Consider the following 22152-nt stretch of genomic DNA (forward strand, 5'->3'; position numbering starts at 1 on the left):
ATAAAGAAGGGTGTTTAAAAGTAACATTTATTCTTTATTTTCTATTGCATCTTATATTCCAATTTTAATCAATACTCGTTGCATATATATCAAGTACTTTTCTCCAAAATATTTTTTCTGAGAACGAATATCTCGAATACGAGCAATCTACCTATTTATATACTCCAGCTCCAGCTTTTTAATGCGTGAGCCAATTGCACCACGGGTGCGACCAAAATGTTTCGCCATGTCGCCTAAACTAATTCCGTCTAAATACATACGCGCCAACTCTTGATCCAAGGCATGCGTCCAAGGTTGGTAGCCTTCTTTATTTTTATCTCGTGCTTCATCAACCGAATAGGATTTCTCTTTTGGATAACCGTAACTTTTCGGTTGATTTTTATTTTTTCCTTTTGAACTTGCAGTTGATTGCGCAGCTTTACGCTCCTCTTCTTCTTCCAATACACGCAATACATTAATTTGTGCTGAAGGTGTTGCATTTTTCGGCATCAAGGTTTCGGGGATGTGTATCGTATTTTTTGTACGCGTTACCGCAACATACAGCAAATTGATTTCTTCATTCAATTTAGAAATATTTATTTCATCGTCGGTGCGCGTGCCTTTGGTTTGTTTTTCTATTTTATCCTGCGTGATAAAATCGTTTACAATTTGTATCGAATCGTATTCCATTCCCTTGCATCGGTGCACGGTCGAAAAAATCATTTCAGCTTTATGCTTTTCGTCGTTACCAACATGTTTCTCTTTTATCTGATTTAAAATTCCAGGAATGTCATTTCCGTATTCCTCTACAATTTCAATCATCATTTTAAGTTGTACGTCTTCTGTCTTTTCAACATATTCTTCCAATTCTTCTATGCTCTTCATTTGCGCAATCAACTTGTCCCGAATCAGCGCAGGTTTCCGATTGTACAAATTCAATACATCATACAACGACGTGCCTTCATCGGCATAGGTGTAGGAATGAATGTTGCCTTCAAAATAAATATGTTTGACGTTTTTCTTTTCAATAACAAACTCAATGGCTTTCAACAACAAACCCAAATTGGTGCGTGCAATAATTGCTTTAACTTTGTTTTCTTTGCCCGTGCCTTTTCCTTCGATGGAATAAACTTTTTCTTCGCTTACAAAATTTTTCCAGTTCAATACATCCACGGCAAGTTTTGCAATATCAGCGCTAAAGCGAAAACTCGACGATAAATTGAATGTCTTAAAATTTGCTTTCTCCAAGGAATTTACTGCAAAACGCCAGCCGTAAATTTGTTGATGGGTATCGCCCACAATCACTTTGGTTGCTGGTTGTTTAAAAAAAACATCCAACATGGCAGGCGATGCATCTTGACCTTCATCAAATAATATGTAATCGAAATACAAACGCGGCTGCGACAATTGAAATTTCTTTAAATAAAAATCGTGGGTGATTTCTATTTCACCTTTATCCATCTTTGCTAAAAACTGTCGCGTCTGCTTTTCTATGTATGCGTATGCTGCGGATACGAATGCTTTTGCTTCCTGATCAAAAACAACCTCTCGGTAATTGAGATCTTGAACTTTTAATTTATCGCTGTTGCAAAAATAGGCAACAAATTTATTGATGTGATTGGCTGCAATGTATTCGGCATGTTTGTCGCCCGTGTTTTGTAAACCCAAAATATCTACAATCTCGTGTGTCTTATATCCGTTTGCTTTTACGCGGTAATTGTGTCGATATACAACCTCGCGGTACGCGAGCGAATGTGCAGTTTCAACTTTTACATTGTGTAATCCTGCATCTGAAAATTTCTTTTGTGCCTCAATCTTTACCGATTTATTAAATGCCAAATACAATATTTTACTATTGGCCGGCCGCGCCTTCGCATATTCAATTACCGTAGTCGTTTTCCCCGAACCTGCAACGGCATTGATTTTAATATCTCCGGTGGAATTTATAATGGCGAGTTGCTCGTTGCTTAGTTGCATAGGTGGAAATTTAATCGCGTAGCGGAAATATTTTTGCTGGTCAATTTACGTATTAATTATTATTTATTCGTAAAGGGCGTATTGCATATACCCAATTATTGCCCACCCGTTTTTTGTAGGGGCATATCGCATACGCCCTGTTGGATAATGGGCGGCGGTTGGTTAAAGGGCGTATGCAATAAGCCCCTACCGGTTATCGGTATTTATCTGTATCCCATTTTGATGGATTGTTTATAATATAATTTGAAATGGGTTGATACGATTGTTCATCCCGAATAATATGTTCGTGAAAACTACGTTGCCAAATTGTTGAAGATTGTTTGTAATTACCCAAACACAACATATTCATTTGTTTTGTAACCGCCGATTTATATCCCCGAATAATTGCTCCTCTTGTATTCGACGGCGACCGTAGGGGCGTATTGCATACGCCCTGTTGGTTATTGCACAGCGGCTGCAAACCTTCAGCGGATTGGATAATGTGTATATCAATTTCTGGCATAATCAAACCATCCGGCAATTTCGCATCGGTTTCATACATTTTCAAATGTGGTATATTGACATAGGGCGTATGCAATACGCCCCTAGCGGTTATCGGTATTTATCTGTATCCCATTTTTCAGGATTGCTTACAATATAATTCGAAATGTTTTGATACGATTTCTCATCCCGAATAATGTGTTCGTGAAAACTACGTTGCCAAACCGTTGAAGATTGTTTGTAATTACCCAAACCCAACATATTCATTTGTTTTGTAACCGCCGATTTATATCCCCGAATAATTGCCCCAATGTTATTCGAAGGCGACCGTAGGGACGTATCAAAATTATGCGTTTGCAAATTGTTCAAACGTAGGGGCGTATTGCATACGCCCTGATTGATAATGAACGAATGTTCGATAATGGACGCATGCATTTCTGGAACAATCAAATCACCGTGTTTGTTTGTATCGGATGTATGCACAATGTTTGCATCGGTGCTGGACGTTTGCAAACCGTGCATATTTATACAGGGCGTATGCAATACGCCCCTACCAGTATCCATCATTTGGTTATTAATAATAACAATTCCATGGATATGATTTGGCATAATTACAAAAACATCCAATTCCACATTCGAACGAATTTCGGTTGTTTTCAACCATTCGTCGTAGGCACTATTTCCATTTGCATTCAATATCATTTCGTTGTTTATTATTTCACCGAATACATGTGCTTTATCCTTACAACAGATGGTAATAAAATAAGCACCTTCTTGTGAATAGTCGTAGTTCTTTAATCGCAACGACCTGCGATTGTGAATTTTGGGATTGTATTTCATGCATCAAAAAAATTAGCTGATGCACAAAGATCGGTTGTTTATTTTAAAAAATGAAAGTTGGATGAATTAGTTAACAATGGTTAATGAGGATGATAATTATTCTATCAGCCCATTTTTATATAATCACCTATAAAATCATTTATGCTTTCAGACTCTTCGTCGAATTTTAATACGATGCGAGAGGTCAATTTTGTGATCCATTTTTCAATTTCTTCAAATGTATCCATCGCTAACAAAAAACTCAATACTTTATTATCTATTTCAACCGAATCAAAATAATCTATGATGTCTGCTTTAAAACTATCCGCATAGTTTTCTTCTGCTTGATTTAAGAATTTTTCGAGGTGGGATATTTTTTCGGTGAGGGTTGGCATATAATTATTTAATTACTGCGTTCATTAATTCAGACAAGGTTACTGAAAAAGGTAATGCAGAGTTGTTACCATTTTTATATTTTTCAAGCTTCGTAATATCCCATTCTACGTTTAATAATTCCTTATCAGAAATCTCTTCAACTTTATAAACTAAATAATAATTTTGTGAAGGTTCACTTGGATACTTATTATCAATTAACTTTTGCTTAGAAAATACACGTGGACCCGTTTCTGTTATTTTTAACAACCTTCCAGTTTTAGTTTCGTTTTTTGAATGTAGTAGTAAATATTTAGCACCTGCTTCTCCAGGACCTAATCTTAAAGAACCACGTCTACTATCAGTCCTTGCATTATAAAGACCGGTTGAAATAATCCAATCTAGATTTTCTTTTCTACAATAGCCAACCAATACAAACGTATCATCCGGAATCAGATTTCTATTGGAACCATATGTTTCTGGAAGAATTTCATTTACTTCATCACCTTTCTCAGGTTTGCTCTTATAAACATCAAATGTTCTATACGCAATCTTTTCACGTTGAGAAGCTCTGTTAACAAAATGATTTATGACTTCAAGAATAAAAATTTTAAGTTCAGTTATTCCATCATCTGTTTTTGATGGACGAACTGGAAATGCTCCTAAACCTGGAATTATTTCATGAAAGCCTTTTTTGTTTATCGGAGTATTACCAGGATACAATACATATGCTCCACCTGTTCTGCGAATTGCATCTTTGTATGCATGCATTTTTAACAAGTCCGCATTTTTATAGATGCCTTTTCTATTTTCTATTTTTTCCTCGTCTAAATCATTTTGATTTTCAGAAGTAAGCATATCTGTTAGATTCGCTATTTTATACTTTGCATCAAAATGTATGTGAACCATGAGTTCCTGAACTTCTGCTTCTACATCTGTTATGCCATCAGGCCAAAATGACAACGTATAATCTGGCCGCATGGTTGTTGTCCAACTTCCAGAATTAGGATAATCATTTACCCCTCCCTTAAATGATCTGTTGTAATTAAAACGAATATTTAATTTACGTGTGCCCGTGTTGTAAATCCCTTTTAAAGCAGTATGTTCTCCTTGCTTAAGTTGAAGATTTAATCCATCATCAGACTCCTTTATTAAATCCGATATATCTTTGGGTTCAATCTCGAAAATAGATTTAAACAAATCGAGTAACTTAAAAAACAACCAATACTCATATAGTGTTGCTATATTTTTTTTGCCTGCCGAATAAACATCATCTCCACCTTTCCAAACTAATTTTGCAGCAAGATCAAACATCAACCAAACGCGTAATACTTCTCGGTATCCTTCTTTTCGCTGCAATACCGGACTATTCAGTCTTAAAGTTTCTGGTCGAGATATTTCTTTAAAAATTGAATGATGTAAATACGATTCTAATTCTTTTTCTATTAATTCAGATTCAATAAATAATCTAGATTCTTTCTTTGCTTTTTTATTTATATCAGAACAAAATTTTAAAAAGCTTTCAAGTGCAAATTTTACAAATCTATTTTCTGGAGTATCAACGGTATCAATTTTGCGAACGGTGGTAATTTTATTCGGAAGACTTTTCAAACCATATTGTTCTAAGTAATGACCTCCTGGCAATTGAGATCTATTACTTCCAGAAATCAATTCTTTTATATTAGAATTTTTAAAACGCTTTATTTTCCGAATATCATTTTGCTCGGTTGTTTCTTTCCATTTTGTTACTGGAGCAGAAACGATTCGGTGTACTGATTCTGCAAACTCGTCTGTCGAAATTATCGATTTAATAAAAACAAATTTCTGGTATAGCGTCTTATTATCTTTCTCAAAATCTGTTTCAAAATTATGCGATACCGGAGAGTTCGCTTGCATTAAAAGATCAGTGCATTTTTCAGTAATGAGTTCAAGCATGTCACGGTAATCTTCTCGATACCCCGATTTAATTGATTGAACCTCTAAAAGTACTACGCCTACAGGTGTGTCAGATTTTAATACTTGTAAGGATAATGTGCCAACATAGATATTGGGGGAAATAATGCCAAGATTATTTTTTCTCGAATGCGGCTGTACTATTTGGTCTTTTTTAAATGAAAAATTTTTATCACTAAATTCATAATCGTATGAAAACCCTTCAACCAATTGATATGCTGCTTCCCCATTTTCTAAGGCATCAGACGTTATAAACAAGGTGTCGTCAACCTTAGCATCAATGGTAAGTTTTAGACCTTCTTCTATATAGTCAAGATTAATTTTTACAAATGGTTCGTGTGCCAACATGATTAAGCTTCAGCGTAACTAGCAAATCCATTTTCAATGGCACCTCTATACATACGAGTAATTTTCTCAAGTGATATTGGATACTTAACATCTTCACTTTCAAAATTAAAGTCTTCTTTAGTGAAAACGTCCTTTTCTATGTTTACGATTTTATCATTCTTTACACAAAAACTACCTATCGTAATTAATATGGGACACAGTTTGCGTCGAGAGCCATGTAATTTTGGTAAAAGTTTTTGCATAATAGCAATATCAAGTTTGGCATCAATACTAATATCAGAATCGATTACGGATAATTGATTCATCAAACGTATTATTTCTGAAGCACTGCGATAACCAAATTCTGCACCTGCTTTTTTCAGTTGTTCAAAAAAGTTCACAAGAGTTTTATTTATTTCATCAGTTTCTTGAACCGCAAAACTTTTATTCTCTGCTAAACTTAAAAAACTTTGTGCCATGGATGCACCTTTCGTTTTAAGTTGACTCATATCAACTTCTTTTTGATTTGTAAAGAAGTTTTCAATTTCACTTTTTGTAACTCTAAATTCTATAGCATTTGCTCTGTCCAATACTTTAGGACTAAACATATAGGTTGTTTCATCAATATTTACCGTACCGATTATAAATAAATTAGATGGTAATTGAAGTTTATCTGGAACACCATTATTTACAGTACCTTCAGAATAAAGGGAAATCTTACCTTTAGATTCCATAACACTTAAAAAGTCTGCAAAGTAGCGCTCTACATGGCTTAAGTTCATTTCATCTAAAATTAAAAAATAAGGAAGCTCTGGATGATTGATTGCTTCGATTATCGTAACCAATGCGTCATTTTCTGGTTTTATGTATTCGTCTGGTTTCAACGCATTCAAATATCCCAATAATGGTTCGCGGTTTGTCCAATCTGCACCAACAGGTACTATACAATATTGTGTTTCATCTTGGCAAATCCATTGCGCAAATGCCTGAGCTAATTTGGTTTTTCCAGAACCTGATAAGCCGGAAAGTATTACAAAAGGTTTGGTAATTAGAGAGGCAATGAAACGTTGAATAAGTTGTGGTGAAAATATTAGGCCTGCTTCATCAGCAATTAATTTAAACGAATTAAAATCAAGATTTTCAACATATGATGTACTATGAATAATATTATCTTTCAAGTCCTGATTATCTTGTGCAAGAACAACTTCGTGATTTTTGCCATTTAAAATATTTTTATAAATACTATAATATGCTTCCGTTTGAGGTATAAACTCAAATTCATATAGCATTAAATTAATTGCTCTAAATACAATTATATCTTCAATTTTAGCATTTAAATCATCTCTTAGGAACTGTTTAAGTTGGCCGTCAATACGAGCTTCACTTCCGGCAGAATAAATTCTTGTATTAATGATTTTATCGTTAATAGGATAATTATTCGAATGATCATCATTTTCCTTAAATTTAAAGCTTATTGCCCTATCAGGGTCACTGAAGCTAAATTTGAAAAAGATGTTTGATGGCTCCGTCGGGAAAGCAATCTGTTTCCCATCTCTAAGATCTTGAGTAAAAATTTTTCTTATATATATCATATGATTATAAATTAGACCATTGAGTAGCCATTGCATCTGCAAAACCCTGAAAAGTTTTACTTCTAAGTGTACGCCTTTGTTCTGTTGAAATTGATGTATGAAATGAATCTGAATACCATTTAGGTAAAGATCTACCACTTGATAAAACTACTCGCTCTCCTTTACCTACCATTTTTGTCGGTATTAATTGTGGAAGGTTTTTTAACCACAAACATGTTGTTTTTGTTGCTTCATCACCAAACATATAGGGCTGTATAATTTGGTCTGGTTTCCGCCAAAGTTTACTCATAATTCCAATAGGGTTCTCTATAGCAATTCTCTTAATGTCTACTTTAGCAAGTTTCGTAAAAAATTTCACGGCTTCAGCTTTATCCTTTGCTCTATTTGGAAAGTTTGGATGAGGTCGACGACTTTCTATAGGTAAATGACCATCTTCAGGATGATAATACCATCTTGCACCACTTACAGATAGATATGTACATGGTGGATGAGCAATCATCAAATCCCAAACACCTTTTATATTATAAGTTCTTCCATTCTGTAAAATACCTCCCTTATTTTTTATGACCTTAAACACATCAGTCATAAAATGCCACTCCGGGTGATCTCCACTGCATGGCAAGATATCACAACTGAAAGCGTTATAACCTAAATCCCTAAAAGCCTTACACACTGTTTGACTCTCTTCGCAAGCTATTAATATATTCATTTAATTTGTTTATTTTTCCTAGACATCACTTCATAAATAGAATCTCCAATTGATTTTGCAAAATTAACAGGAACTGCATTACCTATCATTTTATAGCAATAAGCATTTGATCCAATAAATTTGTAATCAACAGGGAAAGTCATTAATAAAGCAGCTTCTCGTATAGTAATACTTCGCGCTTGCTCAGGGTCTGGATGAATAAACATTAATCCATCTTTTTGCAAGTGAGCTACAATTGTATGAGCTTGCCTATTCCATTCAAGATTTCTATACTTACTATACAAAGTTTGTTTTTTTGTCATTTCATAATAAAAATCCACTTTCTCTTTATGAGGTAGATAATTCATTCCTTCTTCAATCCATTTTTTAAATATTTTAACATCTCTGCTATTATTATGTCTTGGTGTATGCTGCAAAATATTTGTATCTTCTGAATAGTGAGATATATTTTTACCCTTTACCTTTATAACTTTTTTTAAAGGTAAAATTCGAGGTAAAAAACCTATAGCATCCCTCACCGTTTTTTTATTTTTTTTATCTTGATTTTTAAGAATACTCTGATAAAAATCATCTAGACAATATTTAGATTCTTTCTTTATCCCTATAATTAATACTCTTTTTCTTTTTTGAGGAACATTAAAATCAGAAGCATCAAATACTACATTACTCAATTCACTAGGTTCAGGGATTATATAACCAATTTTACAAAATGCTTCATAAATTCGTTCCGTAATTTTTACTCCACCAGGCTTTGCACTTAGAATTCCCGGAACATTCTCAAATACAAAAACTTCAGGTCTAACTTTATCTACAATTTTCACAAAACTTTCAAATAAATAATTTCGATAATCATTTTGCATTGAACCGCGATCAGTTGCTCTTCCATGTATTGAATATGCCTGACATGGTGGACCTCCTATAATAACGTCTATTTTTTTATTATTTATTAAACCATTTAAACCATTTTTTATGATTTTATTATCATTAAAAACATTATATAAATGTTGAGAATTTTCACTCCAATTTCCTTCTAGTAATTCTTCTGTATTTTGTATATCGAAATGAATAACTCTTTTTTTTGCTTCTTCATCTGTATGTCCCCAATGACTTACTAATCTATCTCTTAATGTATTAACCATTGGCAATTCCCATTCTATATGAGCTATTGCATTAAATTTCTTTGTTTGAAGAAACCCTTCACTTAAACCCCCACAACCAGCAAATAAATCAATAAATGTTAATTTTTTTTCTTTCTTCATTCCTTCTCTCTCATTTGATTTTGAGCAATGGCAATCGCTTTATGCAAGCGGTCTAATAAAATTTCTTTCGATGGCAATATCGTAAAATAATCGGCCACTTTAATGTTGGTTTTGTGTAATTGTGACAATTCTATATGTTCAGGAGTTTTGCCGGTGCATAAAACAAAACCAATAGGTGGGTTTTCTCCTTCAACCGTTTCGTGTTTTTCTAGGTAGGCCAACCTTTTCAATGTCAATTTTGGTTAAATTTCTTTAAATGTCTTTGCACAGCCCGTTCTACTTGATCAAAATCTGGAAGGTTTTTAATTTGCTCTTTCATAGAGTTTTGCCACCGTGCTTTGTATTGAGGTAATCGTTCAGCTAATTTTTTAGCAAAATCCGTAGGGTCAATTCCTTTATTTTTACATTTCGTTTCAAATTCATTTTGATAGAAATGTGGTTTCATTTCATGTACTTCAAGCAAATACCATATATCATAAAAATCGCGTGCTTGCATACGTTGCATTACTGTACGTAATTTTTCTACCAATACTTCTTCTAAGGGGTAACACAACAATTGATGGGCTTGCAAATCGGTATAGTCAATAATAACATCTTTCATTTGAGGTTCAAAAGCCAACAATTCGCTTCGTGAAATATCAACTTTTACTTTTTTATTATTGCCTTGGCCACCTAAGGGTCCTATATAATTAATGTAAAAATTAATGCCTCCATCCTCATGTTGGTTATCTTCTCTAATTTCAAGTGCTATGTTCGCTTCTTCGCTTATATATTTAAAAATATCATTAAACCATTCAAAAATTTGTTCGTTGATTATTTCATTTTTCAATAATGTATAATCCAAATCTTCCGAATATCGATAGTCGTGAAAGTATATTTTTTTTAACACTGTACCACCTTTGAATACAACTACCTTAGAAAGAAATTCATGTTGTGAGATTCCTTTTAATATCCATGAAAGTATGTAATCTTTTTCAATCTGTTGCTCACGCACACCTACAAGCCTTGCCTTCTGCTGTATTTCTTTGGGTTGTATCATGTATATATAGCAGATGTAATTGTTTCGGTTTCTAAATTTTGTTGAATATACCAACGAGTATTTCGTTTGCCTATTTTAGGCAATTCGGTATCAAGCAATATATATGAAGATGTTTTTATTTTTTGCAATTCATCTATTATATTCGTTTCAATACTTAATATTTCTAGAAGAAAACCTAAACGTTTTATAACGGCTTGAGAATCGAATTTTATAGCATATTCAAGTAGTAATTCAAAATTGATGTTGGCTTTTGAAATATGCATTGCCCGTGCAACTTCAACGATTCCTCCAGCATAATTAGGTTTGAACAAACAATCAATAATTGTTTTTTCTACGTCCGAACAGAGTACTTTATTGTATTTATCAATCCAAATTTTCTTTGCTCCAAAAAAATGTTTTTCATTGTGATATATAAATTGAAATGGAATATTTTTAATTACAATTTGAGACGGACGGATTTGCTTATCAACAACAATTTGTTCTTTTAATGATGGCTGCGTTATCAGATTATTAATATGCAAAGCAGAATAATAACCAATATAATAATTCGCTGTATTTACTATATACTCAGCAATTAAATGCCAATCAGGCATAAATGTTTCGGCATTTTCTTCATAAGGAATGATATAATAAATACCCTCTTTTAATCTCATCAACAAACCTCTTTTTGTCATGTCGCTAAGTAATTCTCTTATTGCGCTCGGTTTAGAATCGGGAAGTGCGCTTGTTGCCAATATATAATCAAAACATACCCTGTTCTGCCCATTGAAATAGGAAAGAAGTTGGTTTGATTGCGTAGATATATATTTATGTTTCATAGTTAAATTGTCAGGTTAAACCTGACATAATCGATACAAAATATAATTAAAAACTTATCATTCAAAATAAATATGTTTTATAGTACACATGTCAGGTTTATCCTGATATATGTACTATAAAACATTAAAAAACGCAATTGTCTCCGCAGTGCGTAGACAATGTAAGTAGCGCATTTTCATCCCAAACAAAACAATTATTTCTACAACTTGTAAACACAGTCTGTATACAATCAACCCTTGTTAACGACCGATGTCTTCGTTTAAATCGAAGGCCTCTCGGTAGTTTTAATAATCACTCCTCCCCCAAGTCCCGTTTCAAACCTTCCACATCCAAGCCATTCAGCAAGATAATAATATTGGGAAACCAAAAATGATGATAGCCATACTGCGGATGAATACATTCTGCAATAGCTTGTTCTTTCGTATACTTATTATACACCATTCGGTAAGCGGCTATCATACAACCCGTGCGGTCTGAGCCGTGCCAGCAATGTATTAAGATTGGCTTTTTTGAGTGTTTAATACGTTGCAAGGTTTGTACAATATCGGTATAGGTAATTTTTTTAGTGTTGAGGGCAATGCGTTCAAAAATCAAAGATGTATGTTCAACTTCGTCTTTATCGTTGTGGTGATTTCTAAAATTTAAAACCGTTTTTATACCTAGGGTTTCAAGCTCCTTCATCCCTCTTGCACTGGGCTGCTCGGAGCGGTACAAACTGTCGTCTATTTTATAGAGATTTTTAAACGATGCTAAGGATATTTTTTCTGCAACTGCTTTCTCCTTGTTTTGTGTGGGTGCTTTTATAACACAGCCGTGCGAAAGCAAACACACAGATAGTAACATCGTAACGAACTTAATTTTTTTCATAATCCGTTTGTTACACAATCTATTTGTGCAACTCTGTGTTGTTTTCTGTATTCCAATTCATTTTTCGTTTTTCTGATAAATCCCACCAATCAAAAATAAACTTGATGATGAAAAACGGAATAATTGAAACAATGTAACTGTAGCTTGAAAACGATTCGGGCATAAACGAGCCGATTTTATTGGTAGACAAACCCCACAACAACATCCCAAAAATGATGGATAGGTGTAATGTCAATCCACCTTTCGTAAATACATTTGCCACGTTAACTTTTGAATGAAACGTATTTGCATATACATATACCTCCCGACCGATAAAGGTTAACAAGGAAAGATTAAAATAGATGTTTCGAAATATAAATACATCTATATTTTTTGACACGTTATCTTTTATATTCCAATCGATCAAGAATCCAAAACAGATTAGTATAAATACGACATATATAAACAACATAAAAAAGCGTACATACAACTGTATTTTAAATGCAGCTACATCTTCAATTTGATTGCCCTGAAAAGACAATTTTATCGTTTCAAAAATAGCTTTTATAAGTTCGTCCCACCAAAAAACATAGATCACATAAAAAATAGTGATTTCTTTTGTTACAATTGCCGCTATGGTTAATCCACCAAAGAATAAAACCGATACAATGCCGAACCAAAAAGATGCAAATGCTTTGTTCATATAATTTTAGGTATTAACATGTGTGCATAAAATATGTGGATATCGCGGGGCATTTCAAAATTGGAAAGCTGAATTAAATTTACAAATTCGACAAGCGATTTCTATGTTCATCCCTAAAATACATCTTCAATACAAGCCTATCCACTCGCCATTTCCTCTACACAACTATCCCCATTTGTGCATAAAATATGTGGATATCGCGGGGCATTTCAAAATTGGAAATCTGAATTAAATTTACAAATCGATAATCATTTTCTATTTCCATCCCTAAGGTATACCATCAATACAAGCCTATTCATACTTCATTTCCCTTAAATACCTATCCCCATTTGTTGAAAAACTTTGTGGATATCGCGGGAGATTTTCAATTATTATAATTTATTCAAACGGCTTCTAGCATTAGGCTTTAAACTTTCCCCTACAGCCTATATCTTATCTCCGCGCAACAATCTAAATTGTTTTCGTGCTTCCACTACATATACGCTATTGGTATATTTAATTAAAAACTCTTTATACAATTCCATTGCCTTTTCAGGATTTTTTAAATCGTATTCATATATCTGCGCTGAAGTATACAAGGCATCGTCGCCCAATAAATCTTCGGCGTAGCCGGCCGAGATTTTTTGCAACATTTCTAGTGCTTCATTCGGTTTACCTGTCTCTCTTAAAATTGTTGCTTGCATCCAATATACATCGTCGGTTAATTCGTGCTTTGGATACGTCTTTAATAATTGTGTGCAAGCTACTAATGCTTCTGTGTATTGACGCTGAAACAATAATAATTCAATGCTGCTATAATCTCTTAATGCATCGGTTGTTGAATCCAAACCCGAATTTTCTGTAATAAAGACACTCATTTTAATGGCATCGTTGGAAATCTCGCGCGTTGTCGCCAACTTCAATACATCCAACTGTTCTTGCGCCAACACAAATTCTCCTTTATAATAATACAATTTTGCATTGCGTAATTTTGCTTGGTGCCCGAGCGGATCTTCTTTAAAATCTTTTTCAACCTGACTGTATAACAAGGTCGATTCCCATGGTTCGCCCGTTAACAAATAAATATCGCCCAGGTCCATTTTTGCTTTACCGCGTAAGCGGTTTTCTGTATAGGGATTTTCAATAAGCGATGTTAAAATAACAATAGCTGTATCCTTTTTGTCTAAATAAAATGCCTGAAGTAAAGCCATATTACGCAAGCTCTCTAAGGTATATGCGGTGCGACCACTTTCTTTCAACAATTGTTTGTAATCGTTGATAAGTCCAACAATTTTTTGTTTATCAACCGGAAAGGTATTCTTAATTTGTTCTTCGCGGGTTTGTATCACCATCCGTTTTGCGATGCTCGAAAAATAACTTTCCTTATAGGTATCTACTACATATTGAAAACACGTTGCCGCTGCATCGTAATCTTTATTTTCTAAAGCGATATTTCCAACATCCATCACCTGAGAACCAGATTCGCGATTTCGTTTATCAATTGCTTTTGCTTGAATAAATGCTTTTGAAAAATTTTTCCGCTGAATATTCAACCACAACAATAGCTGATTGTAAATAATTTGAGAAGGATCTTTATTGATGCGTTCATAAACCTTTGTTTCAAAAGCAGAAAACTGTTCGTCTGTTTCTAATTCATTTTGAAAGGTATTTTGTATTTGTTCTAATTCCTCAGGACGTTGTTGCAAATAGTTGAGCAATTCGTCTAACATATTATCTGTTTGGCCGAGTCTATTATAAATAGTAGAAAGTTGGAAACAATACGCGTAGCGGTCGAAATTTTTTCTGCTCTGTACATATAATTGTTTCGCCCAGCCGTAAGCACCTAATTGCATAAGATATGCACCAACAATATCCACAGATGTTGAATTCTTTTGTATATCGGATACCAATGAAGAAAATTCTTTATCTGCCTTATCTGGTAAATTTTGTTGCGTGTAAAAAAACGCATAATCAACTCGGTAAATATAATTATCAGGAGCAGACATTTTAATCATCTTCTTTATGATCTTTTCTACTTCCGAATAATTTTTTAATTTATATAAAGTCGACAAATAATTGTCGTACACTTTTGGCAGGTTATCTTCTTTTTTAATTACTTCCGCATAGGTTGCTGCAGCTTTTTCGTAATCCCCATTATTAAAATATTCGCGCCCCAATTTAAAATAATCTGTTTGCGAAAAACTGTTAAATGAAAAAGCAAATATCATTAAAAGGACAAATATTTTATATTTCATTTCTTCTATTATTATTTTTATAAAACAAAATTTTTAAATTTTTATTCTTTATTATTAAGGCTGTGGATTCGTTTATAAGTTTTATAATTCACACTTGATTTATATCAGTTCACATTTATTAATATGCATGTACATATTAATAACAGTTTATCCATATAATAAGTATCATTAAACTAGAACTTTATAATTTAAATAACAACTATAAAAAGTATTTAATTACATATATACAGGGATATCAACATAGAACTACTTGTTCATTTTGTATGTAGATATGCACAGGTATTAACATTGATTTTTAGTTTTAATTCTTATGCACCTTTCTAAATATTGATACACCTGCTAATACCATTCATTGTTATTAATTATAGTCTTATTAACAGCCTATATATGGATAATTTATTTTATAAATTGTAGCTTATATGCTTATCTACAGTTTGTTAATAAACCATGTTTAAAATATCATTTGTATATCTTCTAAATCCCAGTTTGCTCGTATCTGTATGGGTTCTTTAAAATAATATACAGGTTCAGCAGGTATATTGTTTATTGGATCATACGCATCCCAATATCCATTATTGTTCGTATCTACTATTACATATAACTTATATATTCCTGCGTCTAGATTTTTTATTTTGTTAATAGACTTATTACTGGATGAATAAACTATATTTTTAGAATTATCTTCTAAATATGATGCATAATTTTTTAGATCGGTTTTTATTTCAAACTGTAGATTACCATAATTTATTTGTTCATCTACTACCAGCTGTTGCGTATATTTTTGGTTGAATTCTCCATACAATGATAAAATGGTTTTATATGGAAGCGTGAATTCAATACTATCTTTTTCTTTTTGACCTTTAAATATTATTGTAAATGAATTGTTGTAATTTTTAATTTCATAGCTTACATATTCGGGTGCTTTTAATGTAAGCTGAATTGTATCTATTAATCTATCTACAGAATATTGTATAGAATCTAGTTTTGGTTTTAATTTGTATTTTTTGTTGGTATTACTAATGTTGATAGTTGTGTCTTTAAATCGTTGTAAATCAATATTTTTAAATATTATATTTTTACTAAATGCACCTTTTATCCCCATTGAATCCACATACTCTATTTGTATTTTAGTACTATCTTCCAGTTTATATTGATTTTCTATCGTATATTTTCTAGAATTTATTTTCGTTGGTATATATGTTCCATATGAATCACTTATTTTAATTTCCTGTAAACCTTTATTAGTCAGTATATTTATTGTTTTTAGTTTATTGTTAATTGAAACTATTTTAGTTGTATCTAAGGTTGTAAATTGTAACTGATACGATTCATTTACTATATTTTTTATAGTTATATTTTTTACATCAACTGCTTCATTTATATCCCATTTATTATTTTTATTTAAGTCAATAACTGCTATCGATGTATAAGAATTTTCTTTTATATATTTAATTTTTACTTTTCCAGAATCTGAAGCATGCCCAATATACTCAGGCTTTATTTTTAATAATTTTAATATGGTATCTGTTTTTGGATATAGAAATAATTTTAAATTATTACTTGCCATTTGTCCTGGTACGTTATTAATTTTTGCTTCTATTTTGTTTGAATCAATATCGTTTCCTGTTGAAAATGTTACGCTATAATTATTTATTGTATTTGATTCGGTATTATCTTTTATACCATCGGCGAAATTAAATGTATACGTTGTATTTTCTTTCAGTGTATCAGACCAACTTAATTTTACCGTATTTTTTTTTATTCTTACTATATAACTTCCTTCAATGGTTGGACTAACTATCAACTTTGAGCTTAATTGATTATCGACTATTGGTTCATCAAATGTTAAAGAAATATATTTTTCTTTATAATTAGTAGCACCGTTTTTAGGGAATTCTGATACTAATTTTGGTGGTATCATATCTCTTGGACCGCCAGTTGGTGGTACAATGTTCGCACAACGTACAAAAAGAACACTTGAAAATAGTAGTATGAGAATTCGAATCATTATTTTCTTTCTATGATATATATAAGACTTGAGGTGTTGTATTTTCCAGCTTTGAAATTAGAAATAAAACCATTCATAAATGCTTTTATAATATTTCCTCCTTTATATTTTTCACTTAGCATGGATATATAATAGCTGTCAAATTTCATTGGTAGAATATCAATCACTTTCAGATCATGTCTGTTTGCAATTTGTTTGATAACTGATTTTTTATAATGGTAAATATGCCTTGGTACATCGTATGCAGCCCAGTATTCTTTATACATGTTAGCATCCGGTGATTCGGGGTTTGGTACTGCAATAATTAATACCCCATCTTTTTCTAACAAAGTATTTAAGGTTTTCACTGTTTTATTAATATCATGGACGTGCTCAAATACATGCCACATGGTTATTAATTTATATTTTCCTTTTACTTGATTTAATGAATGGAATACTTCATTACCCAATCTTTTTGCAGCAATTTTATTCGTATCAGTATCTGGTTCCATTCCAGAAACAGTATACCCTTTGGCTTGCATGTGTTCTGCAAAATACCCTGTACCACAACCAATATCTAACAAAGTAGTTTTTTTGTGGTATTTTGATAAAATGGATAATTTTCTATTTAAAGTTTGTTTGCGTGCAAGGTGATATAGATTATTAATTAAACCCTTTTTCGTGTCTGTATGAGAAACGTAATCTTCCGATTGATAGTACTTCCCTATTTCATTTTCTTGAGGCTGTGGATTTGTATGTATCAAGCCACAACAAAAGCATTCTAGTAGTTCAAACTTTTCTTTTGTAATACTTAAATCATCAACTTTCAAGATGCTTTTTAAGTCATCGCAATCGCAATAGTTGCATGTTGTTATTTCCTTTGCCATTCTTATCTTCCCATGTAAATCATTAATATTGAAATATCCGAAGGATTCACACCACTTATTCTGGATGCTTGTCCTAGCGTAGCTGGTTTTAGTTTACTTAGCTTCTCCCTAGCTTCAATAGATAATGCTTGTATTTTTTTATAATCAAAGTCTGGATTAAGAGGCATATTTTCTAGCTGTGTCATCTTTTGAGCCATGATTTCTTCCTTCTCAATATAGTCTCTGTACTTCACTTCAATGATTGCTTGTTCTACTTCTTCTTGTGTGTAGGGTTCAATTAAAGTAGCAATCTCTGGTAGTTTGTCTGCAAATAGATTGATTTCTATGTTTGGTCTTTTTAATAGATTATAAAGTATTACCTTTTCTCGGATTGCAGCAGAGCCGTTTTCTTCAAGTATTGGATTCGCTACTTCTGGTTTAATCTTTGTATTCTTAATTTTTTCTACCAATTTCTCACTTTGTTCTTTCTTAACCAACATGTCTTGGTAGCGTTCTTTACTTGCTAAGCCTATTTTATGGCCAATTGGAGTTAACCTCAAATCAGCATTATCTTGTCTTAAAAGTATTCTGTATTCGGCTCTTGAAGTAAACATTCTATAAGGTTCTTCTGTACCCTTATTTACTAAGTCATCTATCAGAACACCAATATAAGCTTCCGATCTTTTGAGGATAAGGGCTTCTTCTTCTTTCGCAGCTTTGTGCGCATTGATACCTGCCATTAATCCTTGGCAAGCTGCTTCTTCGTATCCTGTAGTACCATTTATTTGTCCAGCAAAGAAGAGATTTTTGACCAATCTAGTTTCTAAACTTAACTGCAATTGTGTAGGTGGGAAGAAATCGTATTCGATTGCATACCCTGGTCTAAACATCTTTGCATTTTCAAAACCAGCTATTTTACGTAACGCTTTGTATTGAACTTCTTCAGGTAAAGAAGTAGAAAACCCGTTTACATATACTTCTACTGTATTCCATCCTTCAGGCTCTACAAAGATTTGATGTCTTTCCTTTTCAGCAAAACGATTGATCTTATCTTCTACGGAAGGACAATACCTCGGTCCTAAGCCTTGGATTCGTCCTGTAAACATGGGTGAACGATCAAAGCCTTCCTTCAATGTTTCATGTACAGCTAAGTTGGTATAGGTTATATGGCAAGAACGTTGTTTAACTAAAGGAACCGTTTGTTTAGAATAAGAGAATTTAGAAGGATTTACATCTCCTTCTTGTTCTTCCATTATGCCATAGTTTAATGTTCTTCCGTCTACTCTAGGTGGTGTACCTGTTTTCATTCTACCACTTTCAAAACCTAGTTCAACCAATTGTTCGGTTATACCTGTTGCAGCTTTCTCCCCTGTTCTACCTCCACCCAATCTCTTTTCACCAATATGTATGATACCGTTTAAGAAGGTTCCATTTGTTAGGACTACTGTTTTACCTGGTATCTCTATACCTAATCCTGTACGTACGCCACATACTCTACCATCTTTAACCAATAGACCAGATACCATTTCTTGCCACATATCTACGTTTGGTAATGCTTCTAACTGCATGCGCCATTCCCAAGCAAACATATGTCTATCGTTTTGTGATCTCGGACTCCACATAGCAGGTCCTTTAGAACGATTGAGCATTCTAAACTGTATCATTGACTTATCAGAAACAATGCCTGACAATCCGCCTAATGCATCAATCTCACGTACTATTTGTCCTTTTGCTACTCCACCCATGGCGGGATTACAACTCATCTGTGCTATTGTTTGCATATTCATTGTTGCAAGCAATACTTTTGAGCCCATATTGGCAGCAGCGGCAGCAGCTTCGCAGCCAGCATGTCCAGCACCAACAACAATTACATCATATTCAGGAAACATATATCCTTGTTATTTATTCGTTCTATGTATGTTCCACGTGAAACAAATCTTTTTCTATTGAATCATCTTTTGTTTCTCGAGGATCTCTTTTATTTACGTGTATATATGTTCCACGTGAAACATAATACAATTCCTTTGCTCTATTTATGAATTTAGGAAATCCATTTTAATACTAATCTCCTTCTTCTTGGAAGGATTCTTTTCTATTGAGTCTTTTTATTATAATATGTTCCACGTGAAACATGGTTCCTTTCTTTATTGCAGATTATTCTTTTGACACCTTTTAATGATTCCCTTGAACCATTAAAAGGTGTCACTTCTATTCTTGTTATATTAAGAGCTTTCCCTTATACTAAACCAATCCCTATTTTCTTAATTATAGCCTAATCCTTATTTTAATTGGTTCGTATGTTCCACGTGAAACATCTTGATTCATTTATTCTCTATCTTTCATCACTAAGAATGTCTAAATATCTTTCTACTGTTGCTATTGTATAAAGATATCTCTTAATTTGTCCTTATAGATAATATCTGATGCAAATCTTTATTATTACTATTATACATCTAGTTATTTATATGTTCCATGTGAACATTACAGATGATTTTTTCCTGTGATATCATATTTATATCTGTTTCATTCCATTCACATGTTCCACGTGAAACATTCGTAAGAATCATTTAGTCTCATTATGCATTACGTTCTCTCTTATACCAAACTCTTTCTGCTATACTATAAACAGATTCTTTTATTGAATGAACTATATTTCCTTCATCAGGTTTTTATATTCTATTGACTTGTATATTCCACGTGAAACATAATGCTTTTCTTCTTTCATCAAGAACTTATATAATGAAATATATCAATTAACCACATACCTCATATCAAGTTCAATTATGGTTTCTTTTGAGCTATTCATCTTTAATGGTTAAAAAGGAATAGAATAATACACAAGCAATATTGCTATTGTACTTTCATATTGTCTTTCTTATATATTTTAATTAAAGTGCTTATGTGATGTATTCCTTTAATTTACTCGATTATAGTAGGTCTATTTTTGTTTAAGTTTATTCTTTATTCGTCAGGTATTATGTTTTGATTTATATCAACTCTATCTATTAAACATGTTCCACGTGAAACATATCCTATTATTCTTTTAAAACGATTTAAATCTATTCTCTTTAGGTTGCTCCTTATGAAACATCTGTTGACTCTTTATCCTAAATCTAATTGTAAAAGGAACACATATAAACTGGTTTGATAAATCAAATCTAGGCTTTTTGATTAGCGCTTATATGGGTTTCATTTTAATCTGGTATGTTTTTTGGGAGGATCATTTTTATCCGAATACATTCTAGCATCATGGATGAAATAGAGATACGTGTAAGCAACGATGTCTCCTCTTTGCATTGATATCAATTTTAGAAAGTACGTAAGGCTAAGGAAGTATCTTCTTTTGTTCTCATGAGCGTACTCTCAACTTTGGTTTTGTCTTTATATCCGGTAAGATGTAGCAAGCCATGTGCGAGCACTCGATGTAGTTCATCTTTAAGTGTGGTTTGCTGTAGCTTGGCATTATCCCGAACACGATCTATACTGATGAAAATATCTCCTTCTATCTCTCCCTTAAACTCACTGTTGTCGAAGGTAATTACATCGGTATAGTAATCGTGATTTAAAAAATCTTTATTCATTTGAAGAAGATATTCATCTGAACAAAAAATATAGTTTAGTTCTAAGATGGAATATTTTTCTTTTTTGGCAATCGTATTCAACCAAGACCGTATTTCAGTACGTTGTCTTAATTGATAGGTAATATCTTCGGTAAAGAAATGAATCAATGCTTCAGGCAAAATTAATTATTAAAGAATGTTAATTCTACTTTACGGCCATCGTTTGAAAACTTAACTTCATCCGCTAAATGTTTCATCAAAAAGATTCCTCTTCCTCCTACTTTTTCAAGGTTCTCAGGTGCAGTTGGATCAGGTAATGTATCTGGATTAAATCCTGGACCTTCATCCTCTACAGTAAAAACCAAAACGTTCTCAGTACAAGATGCCGTTAGAGTAACATTCTTTTTCTTATCCTCTTTGTTGCCATGACGGATAGCATTGTTTACCGATTCGGTAATTGCAACCATAATGTTACCATAGATGTCGTCATCTATTTCAAATGTTTCCTTTACGTTGTCAATAAAACTTTCTACAATACGAATGTTTTCTACTAAGGATGGGATTTGTATGCGCAAGGATTCCATGTTTTTTTATAATTTATGCAAGTTATTTCATTGATAATTAATAACAA

The 22152-nt window shown here is 32.8% G+C and carries 19 protein-coding genes; all 19 read right to left on the minus strand.

What is annotated here, in order from left to right:
• Nucleotides 1-147: 147 nt before the first annotated feature.
• Nucleotides 148-1956 (minus strand): UvrD-helicase domain-containing protein, encoded by a 1809-nt coding sequence (locus Q0543_RS01925; RefSeq protein ID WP_299248295.1) that lies wholly within the window; start codon nt 1954-1956, stop codon nt 148-150.
• Nucleotides 1957-2149: 193 nt separating this feature from the next.
• A complete protein-coding gene (locus tag Q0543_RS01930) occupies nt 2150-2497 on the minus strand; it encodes a transposase (RefSeq protein ID WP_299248298.1) in 348 nt (115 codons plus the stop codon).
• A gap of 50 nt (nt 2498-2547) precedes the next feature.
• Nucleotides 2548-3276, minus strand: coding sequence for a transposase (locus tag Q0543_RS01935; RefSeq protein WP_299248301.1), 729 nt, complete (start codon nt 3274-3276; stop codon nt 2548-2550).
• A 104-nt stretch (nt 3277-3380) separates the two neighbouring features.
• Nucleotides 3381-3650, minus strand: a complete 270-nt coding sequence (locus Q0543_RS01940; RefSeq protein ID WP_299248304.1) for a hypothetical protein — start codon at nt 3648-3650, stop codon at nt 3381-3383.
• Nucleotides 3651-3654: 4 nt separating this feature from the next.
• Nucleotides 3655-5928, minus strand: a complete 2274-nt coding sequence (locus Q0543_RS01945; protein WP_299248307.1) for a DUF2357 domain-containing protein — start codon at nt 5926-5928, stop codon at nt 3655-3657.
• Between the two features lie 2 nt (nt 5929-5930).
• Nucleotides 5931-7499: an AAA family ATPase gene (locus tag Q0543_RS01950; protein ID WP_299248310.1), complete on the minus strand. Its 1569-nt coding sequence runs from the start codon at nt 7497-7499 to the stop codon at nt 5931-5933.
• A gap of 4 nt (nt 7500-7503) precedes the next feature.
• Entirely contained in the window at nt 7504-8208 is a 705-nt protein-coding gene (locus Q0543_RS01955; protein ID WP_299248312.1) for a hypothetical protein, read from the minus strand.
• Nucleotides 8205-9467, minus strand: a complete 1263-nt coding sequence (locus Q0543_RS01960; protein ID WP_299248314.1) for a DNA cytosine methyltransferase — start codon at nt 9465-9467, stop codon at nt 8205-8207. The genes Q0543_RS01955 and Q0543_RS01960 overlap by 4 nt, the downstream gene beginning before the upstream one ends.
• On the minus strand, nt 9464-9703 hold the full coding sequence (locus Q0543_RS01965; RefSeq protein WP_299248317.1) for a hypothetical protein: 240 nt from the start codon (nt 9701-9703) through the stop codon (nt 9464-9466). The genes Q0543_RS01960 and Q0543_RS01965 overlap by 4 nt, the downstream gene beginning before the upstream one ends.
• Complete coding sequence (locus Q0543_RS01970) at nt 9700-10506, minus strand: nucleotidyl transferase AbiEii/AbiGii toxin family protein (protein WP_299248319.1); 807 nt, start codon at nt 10504-10506, stop codon at nt 9700-9702. The genes Q0543_RS01965 and Q0543_RS01970 overlap by 4 nt, the downstream gene beginning before the upstream one ends.
• Nucleotides 10503-11324, minus strand: a complete 822-nt coding sequence (locus Q0543_RS01975; RefSeq protein ID WP_299248321.1) for a transcriptional regulator — start codon at nt 11322-11324, stop codon at nt 10503-10505. The genes Q0543_RS01970 and Q0543_RS01975 overlap by 4 nt, the downstream gene beginning before the upstream one ends.
• Before the next feature lie 292 nt (nt 11325-11616).
• Entirely contained in the window at nt 11617-12192 is a 576-nt protein-coding gene (locus tag Q0543_RS01980) for a dual specificity protein phosphatase family protein (RefSeq protein ID WP_299248324.1), read from the minus strand.
• 19 nt (nt 12193-12211) lie between these two features.
• Entirely contained in the window at nt 12212-12874 is a 663-nt protein-coding gene (locus Q0543_RS01985) for a hypothetical protein (RefSeq protein ID WP_299248326.1), read from the minus strand.
• Nucleotides 12875-13299: 425 nt separating this feature from the next.
• A complete protein-coding gene (locus Q0543_RS01990; RefSeq protein WP_299248329.1) occupies nt 13300-15108 on the minus strand; it encodes a tetratricopeptide repeat protein in 1809 nt (602 codons plus the stop codon).
• A 451-nt stretch (nt 15109-15559) separates the two neighbouring features.
• A complete protein-coding gene (locus Q0543_RS01995; RefSeq protein ID WP_299248332.1) occupies nt 15560-17116 on the minus strand; it encodes an Ig-like domain-containing protein in 1557 nt (518 codons plus the stop codon).
• A complete protein-coding gene (locus Q0543_RS02000; protein ID WP_299248335.1) occupies nt 17116-17982 on the minus strand; it encodes a class I SAM-dependent methyltransferase in 867 nt (288 codons plus the stop codon). Before Q0543_RS02000 ends, Q0543_RS01995 begins: the two co-directional genes overlap by 1 nt.
• A 2-nt stretch (nt 17983-17984) precedes the next feature.
• Nucleotides 17985-19850 carry a tRNA uridine-5-carboxymethylaminomethyl(34) synthesis enzyme MnmG gene (gene mnmG, locus Q0543_RS02005; protein WP_299248338.1) on the minus strand — a complete coding sequence of 622 codons (1866 nt, stop codon included), beginning with the start codon at nt 19848-19850 and terminating at the stop codon, nt 17985-17987.
• Between the two features lie 1419 nt (nt 19851-21269).
• Nucleotides 21270-21701 carry an rRNA maturation RNase YbeY gene (ybeY, locus tag Q0543_RS02010; protein WP_299248341.1) on the minus strand — a complete coding sequence of 144 codons (432 nt, stop codon included), beginning with the start codon at nt 21699-21701 and terminating at the stop codon, nt 21270-21272.
• A 2-nt stretch (nt 21702-21703) separates the two neighbouring features.
• Entirely contained in the window at nt 21704-22105 is a 402-nt protein-coding gene (locus Q0543_RS02015; RefSeq protein WP_299248344.1) for an ATP-binding protein, read from the minus strand.
• Between the last annotated feature and the right edge of the window lie 47 nt (nt 22106-22152).

The organism is uncultured Cytophaga sp. (assembly GCF_937863595.1).
GTDB lineage: Bacteria > Bacteroidota > Bacteroidia > Cytophagales > Cytophagaceae > Cytophaga.